This window comes from Candidatus Cyanaurora vandensis (genome assembly GCF_013285555.1).
In the GTDB taxonomy this organism is placed as follows: Bacteria; Cyanobacteriota; Cyanobacteriia; order Gloeobacterales; family Anthocerotibacteraceae; genus Cyanaurora; species Cyanaurora vandensis.
Genome location: NZ_JAAXLT010000037.1, coordinates 1 through 5669, shown reverse-complemented (window position 1 = coordinate 5669; position 5669 = coordinate 1). Strand labels below are relative to the sequence as shown.

6 protein-coding genes are annotated in these 5669 nt (G+C 56.0%); 2 read left to right on the top strand and 4 right to left on the bottom strand.

What is annotated here, in order from left to right; translation table 11 throughout:
• The 3 genes from HFM78_RS02275 to HFM78_RS02265 all read right to left on the bottom strand — a co-directional run.
• Positions 1–356, bottom strand: a 356-nt coding sequence (locus tag HFM78_RS02275) for an NAD(P)-binding protein (protein ID WP_287127793.1), incomplete at its 3' end; no start/stop codon positions are given.
• Between the two features lie 165 nt (positions 357–521).
• Positions 522–2564, bottom strand: a complete 2043-nt coding sequence (gene ppk1, locus HFM78_RS02270; protein ID WP_287127792.1) for a polyphosphate kinase 1 — start codon at positions 2562–2564, stop codon at positions 522–524.
• A gap of 34 nt (positions 2565–2598) precedes the next feature.
• Complete coding sequence (locus tag HFM78_RS02265; RefSeq protein ID WP_396032995.1) at positions 2599–3549, bottom strand: aldo/keto reductase family protein; 951 nt, start codon at positions 3547–3549, stop codon at positions 2599–2601.
• Positions 3550–3686: 137 nt separating this feature from the next.
• On the opposite strand from HFM78_RS02265, the gene HFM78_RS02260 reads away from it, so the two are divergent.
• Both HFM78_RS02260 and HFM78_RS02255 read left to right on the top strand, forming a co-directional pair.
• Complete coding sequence (locus tag HFM78_RS02260; RefSeq protein WP_287127790.1) at positions 3687–4793, top strand: hypothetical protein; 1107 nt, start codon at positions 3687–3689, stop codon at positions 4791–4793.
• Between the two features lie 56 nt (positions 4794–4849).
• A complete protein-coding gene (locus HFM78_RS02255; protein ID WP_287127789.1) occupies positions 4850–5230 on the top strand; it encodes a hypothetical protein in 381 nt (126 codons plus the stop codon).
• Here HFM78_RS02255 and HFM78_RS02250 read toward each other — a convergent pair.
• The coding region (locus HFM78_RS02250; RefSeq protein ID WP_287127788.1) for a Rad52/Rad22 family DNA repair protein at positions 5231–5669 on the bottom strand (439 nt) is incomplete at its 5' end.

The following is a 5669-nucleotide window of genomic DNA, read 5'->3' as shown; positions in this document are numbered from 1 at the left end:
CGGTAAACCGAAATCCCCTTAGCGGTGAAACGGTCAAGAACCCCGGTGTAGACCTCAATTGGGTGCGGTGTGTAAACTAATGTCGTCGGGCTGAGCCAAGCCGCTCGCCCGTCGGGGTTGCCATAGGTACAGAAGGCATTGGTTGTTGTGGGCCAACGGCGGCCCCGTTCGAGGACCAAGGTCGTGATACCTTGCTCACCCAAACGCAACGCCGCCACAGAGCCGCCAAAACCACTACCAATTACAATCGCTTCAATATACTCATCAGCCCTAGACCCCAAGGTGAGACTTGCCGCTGCAAGACTAAACAATGCACCCTGCAAAAAGTAACGGCGGCCTGCCCCACCACTCGTCATCTTGTGCACCTGTTGTTGTTCGATTTGATCGCCAGAATACAAGCTAATTCAGAGTAGTTACTATCCTATTAAGCGCGTAGAATATTGACTGCCCATCTCGCAAGTAGGGCAACTGTTTTACCCCAGCACCTAAGTCCTAGGGTGGGTACCTGAGTTTATGGGTAATTAACTGGATACCAAAAGGTGTTCCTGTAATGAAAACTGAGGTTCATCGGCAGCCGGGGTCCGCCGGCGGTAGGTCTCATCAGGTTGGAGTGCCCAGGCTTGGCGGTTGTCCTTCAAGGAGAGGTGCAAGTAGTGCATCAGGTGCTCCTTAATCGTCGGCTCACCAATGGGAACTAGCACTTCCACCCGCTTATCGAGGTTGCGCGTCATCCAGTCGGCACTGCCGATATACACTTCATCCGCGCCGCCATTCCTAAAATGCAGGATGCGGGCGTGTTCGAGGAAGCGACCGACGATACTAATGACTCGGATCTGCTCACTCAAGCCTGCCACCCCCGGACGCAGGCAACAGATGCCCCGGATAATCAGGTCAATGCGGACCCCCCGTTGGGCGGCAGTGTAGAGTAATGCAATCATGGCTGGGTCTACGAGAGAGTTCATTTTGAGGGCGATGTAACCGGGTTGTTCGTGGGTATGTAAGTCCATCTCCCGTTGGATCAGGTCCACCAGCCGCGTCCGCATCGTCACCGGGGCCACGAGGAGACGACGGTAGGTGTGGAAGGAGGAATAGCCCGTTAGGTAATTGAATAGGTCCGTGGCATCGGCTCCAATCTCAGGATCGCAGGTGAATACGCCCACATCGGTGTAGAGGCGGGCGGTTTTGCTGTTGTAGTTACCCGTGCCGATGTGGATGTAGCGGCGTAAACCCTGCGCTTCACGGCGGACCACCAGGGCGACTTTGCAGTGAGTTTTGAGGCCGACGAGTCCGTAGACGACATGGACCCCGGCATTCTCTAAAGCCCGTGCCCAGGTGATGTTGTTAGCTTCGTCAAACCGGGCCTTGAGTTCGACGAGGACTGCCACTTGTTTCCCATTTTCTGCCGCCTCAATCAACCCCTGGATCATCGCGGAATCCGCTCCCCCCGTGCGGTAGAGGGTCTGCTTAATCGCCAATACCTGGGGGTCTTGGACCGCCGCATGGATGAACCGCTCTACTGTAGTCGCAAAGTTGTGGTAGGGATGGTGGACCAGCACATCCCCGGCCTTAATCGCCTCAAAGATATTCTCAGCTTCAGCAAAACGGAGGGGCGTGTGGGGGACGAAGGGCGTTTCTTTGAGGTGGGGGAAGTCCAACCGGGTCAGGGCAAACAGCGAACTGACATCCAGCAACCCTGGTACCGCATAAACAAACTGCCCCTCCAGGTCCAGAGCCTCCATCAACTGCTGACGTAATTCCTGGGGCATCAGCGGGTCCACCTCTAGGCGCACCACCTCCCCAAAGCGACGGCGGCGCAATTCCTGCTCAATGGTCAAAAGTAAATCCTCGGCCTCATCCTCCTGGATCTCAATATCGGCGTTGCGCGTCACCCGGAAAACATGGACCGCCCGGACCACCATGCCCGGAAACAGACTATCTAAGTGGGCTGCAATCAGTTGTTCGAGGGGTAAAAAGACCAGAGGCCGCCCCACCGGGACAAATCGCTCCAGGAGTCCATGGGGGACTTTGATGCGGGCTAGCCGATGGCTCCCTTGAGCATCTACTACCGCAACTGCCAGGGACAAACTCAAATTCGACAAGTAGGGGAAGGGATGGGCCGGGTCCACCCCCAAGGGCGTCAACACCGGGAAGATCTGTTCTTGGAAATAGGTGTGGAGGTACTGACGGTCACTCTCCGTTAACTGTTCATAGTTCAAAACCTCAATTCCCTGGGCCGCTAACTCGGGCAACAGATCCTGATAACACTGGTACTGAGCAACTCCCAGCACCGTTAAACGTTGATTGATCTGCTGGAGTTGTTGGTCGGGGGTCAGACCGTCGGGGGTTTTGCTGGTAACGCCGGTGGCGAGCTGCCTTTTGATCCCCGAGACCCGGAGCATGAAATACTCATCCAAGTTACTCCCGTAGATAGCGAGAAACTTCAATCGCTCCAACAGGGGCGTACGAGGATCTTGGGCCTCAGCAAGGACCCGCTCGTTGAAACTCAGCCAACTGAGTTCCCGGTTAATGTATTCCATTTGCCCATCGCCAACGTCTCTACACATCCTAGAGGTTTACGCTCTATTCAGACTTTAAGAGCTATTGCGGTCCCTCAAAAATCTGGTCTATGGCCTGTAGGGTCGCCGGGGTGAGCTTCTTACCCACGGCCCCCGCGTTATCTTCCACTTGGCTGGGCCTAGTTGCGCCGATAATGACACTGCTTAATTCCGGCAAACGGAGACACCATGCCAAAGCTAACCGCGCTAGGGTCAGACCCTCGGCCTGAGCGAGGGGAACAAGCTTTTGGACGCGGGCGAGTTGGTCGGCGTCTAGGGTCAAGAAACGATTCTGGCGTGGGTCGCTGGCCCGAGAATCGGCGGGGACCTGTGCGCCCGGTTTGTATTTACCTGTCAATACCCCTTGGGCAAGGGGCGAGAAGTTAATAATCCCAATCCCTGCTTGGCGACAGAAGGGCAGGATTTCCTTTTCAATCTCCCGTGCCAAGAGGTTGTAGTAGGGCTGGTCCGAAATAATTGGCGCGAGGTGGTGTTGCTGGATTAGGTCATGGGCTTGGGCGAGTTGTGCTCGGCTCCACTCCGACACTCCGTAATGACGGATCTTTCCTTGGCGCACTAGCTGGTCAAAGGCGCGGAGCGTTTCCTCTAGGGGTACAGTCGGGTCATAGCGGTGGGCTTGGTAAAGATCTAAATATTCCACCCCCAAGCGGGTCAGGCTAGCGTCGCACTGCTCTAGAATATGCCGGCGTGAAAGTCCCCGGTCCTGGGCACTCGGACCCATGGGGAAATACACCTTAGTGGCAAGCACATAGCTCGGGCGCGGGAACTGGCGCAAAATCCGGCCCACCACTCGCTCGCCCTCACCCTGGGCGTAGACATTGGCGGTGTCAAAAAAGTTTATGCCTAATTCGTAAGCCCGCTCAATACAGGCGCGGGCCTGGGCTTCTTCCGTCGCCCCGCCGTAGGTCAACCACGACCCTAGACAGACGGCTGAGACCTTGGGTCCATACTGACCGAGTTGCCGATACTCCACTTCATCCCCCCGCAATTAATTCACCTTAACGAGCTATAGCTGACCTGACTACTTCCTGGGGAGTGTGTTTTGCCATACCAAAGAATTCGAGATGACTGGCGTACTATCACTGAAGTATTTCAACTTAGGTCCTCCCAATGTCTCTCGCTTCTCGCCTTCTTACCCTTGCTCTGAGCGTATGTCTAGTTGCACCCCTGGGTGCTGAACCTTTTGTAGTCGAGGATACGGTGGTTTCAGACCCCCGCTCTTCGTTATCAGACCTGGAATTTGACCAAAAGGGCTTCCGGTTTACTTGGCAGGACAAATCCCGTAACCTCTGGGTAGCTCTTGTCGATGCTGTAACCGGAGACCTCATCCCCCGCAATGGCAAGGGGCAGTGGATTGATGACAATCTCGTGCCGATGCGGATTTCAGGCAATGGACCCGAGTGGAGCTATGGTGCAGCGGGGACACGGATTGTCTACTCCAAACTCGTGGGTAGGACTGGGTTCCTGGGTCTAGCGGCCTTTGATGGTACGGTCTGGCAGGGGGGCGTGCTACCAGGAGCTGAGGGCCGGACCCCGCTAGCAAGTCTGGACTCCGACGACCCGGCCCCCCGCGTCCGTTACCGCAGTACAGCGGGGGATGCCACGGTTTTTTGGGGCGAGTTAGATGACAATGCACCCCCTGCGGCGATTCCCTTGGCGAGTGGGGGCCGTTGGATTGGGGGGGAGCGGGCCTTGAGCGTCAATGTCACGGTGGGCGAGGTCTCCCAGGTGGCGCGTTACGATATTGACCCCGGCACCTTCACCCAGGTCAGCGCGGATGCAGGTACTAAGTACGACCCATTTATTTTCCGTGCCCCGGAGTTTAACAACGACTGGGTGGCGATTGCGGATATTGACCACCAACGGATCGGGGTCTGGCGGGAAATCGCCGGGACTTGGACCCGGATTAACACCCTCGAAGCCCCTACCAAGCAACCACTTAGCCTCTCGGCGGAACCTTTTATTTATAGAGGGCGGTCCTATATTTTCATGGTGGATGCTGACACCAACCAACACTCAGACATCTGGATTGCCACGATTGACCCCACCCGGCCCTTCTACCGCCAAGTTAGTGAGCCGTCTTTGATGGTCCGCCAAGACCCAGAATTCCTGGTAACGGCCCAGGGTGCTTACATCTATTACACTGAAAAAGCTCTGGACGACACTCGGATCATTCACCGCTGTGCCACGGGTTTGGGGCTGCCCCAGTCTAGGTGAGCGATCCCTGATTCTGCTTTACAATTAGAAACATCCGTATCCGTCCGGGAGGATGTATGAAATCTTGGTCTTTGCTGCTTGCTTTGTTGCTGGTGGGTTGTGCCCAGACCCCGGCTCCCGATGCGACGGTTGCTGCGGTTCCAGCCACGGCGACGGCTCCAAAACTTGCGGGTGACGATACCGGTACGCAATGGCAAACTGCAACCCTGGCGCAAAAACTAGAATTCTGCCGCGCCTCTATGCTGTCCTATCAAGCTTCGGGTACTTCAAGTTTCTCCATCAGTGCTAAGACCAATAGTCTGACCCCTGAGAATCTCTGTAAAGAGATGGATGGTTATTTCTCCGGTAAAGGGACGGGCTTACAGACGGACCGGCTGGGTCACGCCGCTGGCATGGCAGTTATCTTCGCGGGTAAACCCTACAAAGCGGACAAATAATTAATCATGGGGACGGTTGTACAGATACAGCCCTAACCCAAACCGCGCTGCTGCTCGCCGGAAGGCCATACTCTCCGCCCGCGAGCCGGGGTCCCCGAAACTTAATTCCCGGACCTGTCCATTACGGTCGAGTTCCTTGAGGACTTCAGTGCCCGTGGCTTGACGGGTGAACCGTCCTTCTAGAGCAGGAATGGTCAAACTGTAGACGACGAATACCCGTTCCCCGGTGAAGCTCATCTGCGCGACACTTCCTTCCCAACCGGGCGCGAAGCGGTCTAGAAGTCGGTTTACGGTATACCAAGGGATATAGGTAATCGTTTGTCCACCTTGTTTGCGGGTTTTGAGGAGGTTGGGGGGAAGGGGTCTACTTAGATCAGCAGTGATTTCGGCAAGGGGACGGAGGAGGGGGGGCTCAACTACTTCCACGGGCGGTGGGGGT

Excerpts from the sequence above, each read along its gene's own strand:
- ppk1 (WP_287127792.1), bottom strand. The coding sequence starts at position 2,564 with ATGTGTAGAGACGTTGGCGATGGGCAAATGGAATACATTAACCGGGAA.
- HFM78_RS02255 (WP_287127789.1), top strand. The coding sequence starts at position 4,850 with ATGAAATCTTGGTCTTTGCTGCTTGCTTTGTTGCTGGTGGGTTGTGCC.
- HFM78_RS02260 (WP_287127790.1), top strand. The coding sequence starts at position 3,687 with ATGTCTCTCGCTTCTCGCCTTCTTACCCTTGCTCTGAGCGTATGTCTA.